This window comes from Moorena sp. SIO3B2 (genome assembly GCF_010692525.1).
Lineage (GTDB): Bacteria > Cyanobacteriota > Cyanobacteriia > Cyanobacteriales > Coleofasciculaceae > Moorena > Moorena producens.
In genome coordinates this window covers 1-1865 of the sequence record NZ_JAAHHE010000765.1, presented here as the reverse complement: position 1 = coordinate 1865, position 1865 = coordinate 1, and the positions used below count along the sequence as shown (strand labels likewise).

At 44.5% G+C, this 1865-nt stretch carries 2 protein-coding genes; both read left to right on the top strand.

What is annotated here, in order from left to right; genetic code table 11:
* Window positions 1–327 precede the first annotated feature (327 nt).
* Window positions 328–1698 carry an IS200/IS605 family accessory protein TnpB-related protein gene (locus F6K38_RS40795; RefSeq protein ID WP_287360527.1) on the top strand — a complete coding sequence of 457 codons (1371 nt, stop codon included), beginning with the start codon at window positions 328–330 and terminating at the stop codon, window positions 1696–1698.
* Between the two features lie 43 nt (window positions 1699–1741).
* On the top strand, window positions 1742–1865 hold a 124-nt coding region (locus F6K38_RS40790; protein WP_287360528.1), incomplete at its 3' end, for a phenylpyruvate tautomerase MIF-related protein.

The following is a 1865-nucleotide window of genomic DNA, read 5'->3' as shown; positions in this document are numbered from 1 at the left end:
GGCTGACGGCTGACCACTGACCGCTGACCACTGACCACTGACTGCTGACTACTGACCACTGACCGCTGACCGCTTAACATTTCAACTGTTCAAAAGCTCAACTAGGGTGTGATATCAAAACTATGCCGCTAATTAAAGTTCAAACTTCCATTGATGCTCCAGAATCAGCAGCGGTTGAACAAGTCGTGAGACGCATTCCCCCACCTCGTCCAGGTGGGGGTTAGTCCACGCTAACAACAATAGTAAAGATTGGGATTATGACAACCTAATTGTCGTCGTCTAGTTTTCAAGCTAAAATATTAACTGAAAGAGGATTTACGCTTACCAATGAAAGCGCCGACCAAAGTTATACGAACAGACAAGTGGCAGCTTAATCCAACCCCAGATCAAAAAGTACTTTTAGGGGAGACGGTTAATGTATACCGCCATGCTTGTCAGTATTTGGTCGGCATAATTCATACTCACTGGGCTGAACTGGGAGAGTTGACAGCAGATCAAATGACTCCGGCTGTCGAAAAACTCATGCATCAGACAGCTAAACGTCCTAATGTAAAATACCCCCAGTTCAATAAAGCCTTCTACAAATTTCCTAGTTATCTGCGACGTGCTGCGATCTCATTCTCTGCCGGTCAAGTTAGCAGCTTTGTTACTCGTTATCGGGATTGGCAGTCTGGGAATAGAAAAAGAAGAGATGCTAAACCTCCAAGGTTGAATGCAGACACTGGTTGTTACCCTTCTTTGTACAAAGGACAATGTTATAAATTACATGGTTATGACCAAGTCGAAATCAAGGTTTTCAATGGCTCTGACTGGGTTTGGACTACTATCCAAGTTACTAGTTTAAGAGAACGTCATCTAGTAGCATCCAACAAGATAATGTCTCCTTCATTGGTTTTAAATGAGAGGGGTTACTACTTGTCCGTTCCATTTGCCTGTAAGCCAGAAAAGAGAAAACCAGAGGCCAACGTCACAGCAGTTGATTTAGGAATAAATACAACAGCTACGATAGCAGTCGTAACTCATAGCGGCACTGTAATTCATCGTGAATTCGTTCACCCTGGAAGAGACATAGACCGTCGAGATAAGCGACTAAAATCCGTATCCACTCGGGCGTCTAAGACTATGGGTAAAGGCGGAAGACTCCATAAGGGGTTCTGCTCTAAAACCTATGAAAAATGCCGAAGAATCAATCATCAGATAGGCCACATTGTTTCAAAGCGAATTGTAGAGATTGCTGAACAGTTTAATTCTGTTCGCGTAGCGTGGCCTACGGCCTTAGCTATAGTATTTGAGAATCTTAAGGGCTGGAAGCCGAAGGGTGGCAAAAAACGATCCAACCTTCGACAAAGATTCCACGGCTGGCTTAAAGCTAAAATTCGCAATTTCACTGAGATGAAGTGGGCTGAATTAGGCGGAAAAGTAATTGAAGTCGTGGCGGCTTACACTTCAAAATTAGCCTATGATGGTTCCGGCAAAGTTAGACGCAGCTCAAAAAATTACTCTCTAGCAACTTTCCCTTCAGCTAAGCGCTTTAATGCAGATTTAAATGGTGCTTACAATATCGGTGCTAGAGGTGTGTTTAAACTCGTTCGTAGAAATAGCAACGAGGGTCGTTCCAGCAAAAGATTTGGACGACCGCCTAGAAGCTGGGTTTGCCTGTGTGATCTGTGGACTAACGGTAGTTCTAGATTAGCATAGGACACCACCACCTCGGCTTGCCAGGTGGTGGAAGCTTCATGGGTTGCTGAAAATCCTGTCAGGAAAACTAGCCGAGCATGTGGGTAAACCTGAAGCTTATGTGATGACAGCGTTTGAGCCTGGTGTTGCTATGACGTTTGCTGGTAGCTTTGACCCAGTTTGCTATG

Excerpts from the sequence above, each read along its gene's own strand:
- F6K38_RS40795 (WP_287360527.1), top strand. The coding sequence starts at position 328 with ATGAAAGCGCCGACCAAAGTTATACGAACAGACAAGTGGCAGCTTAAT.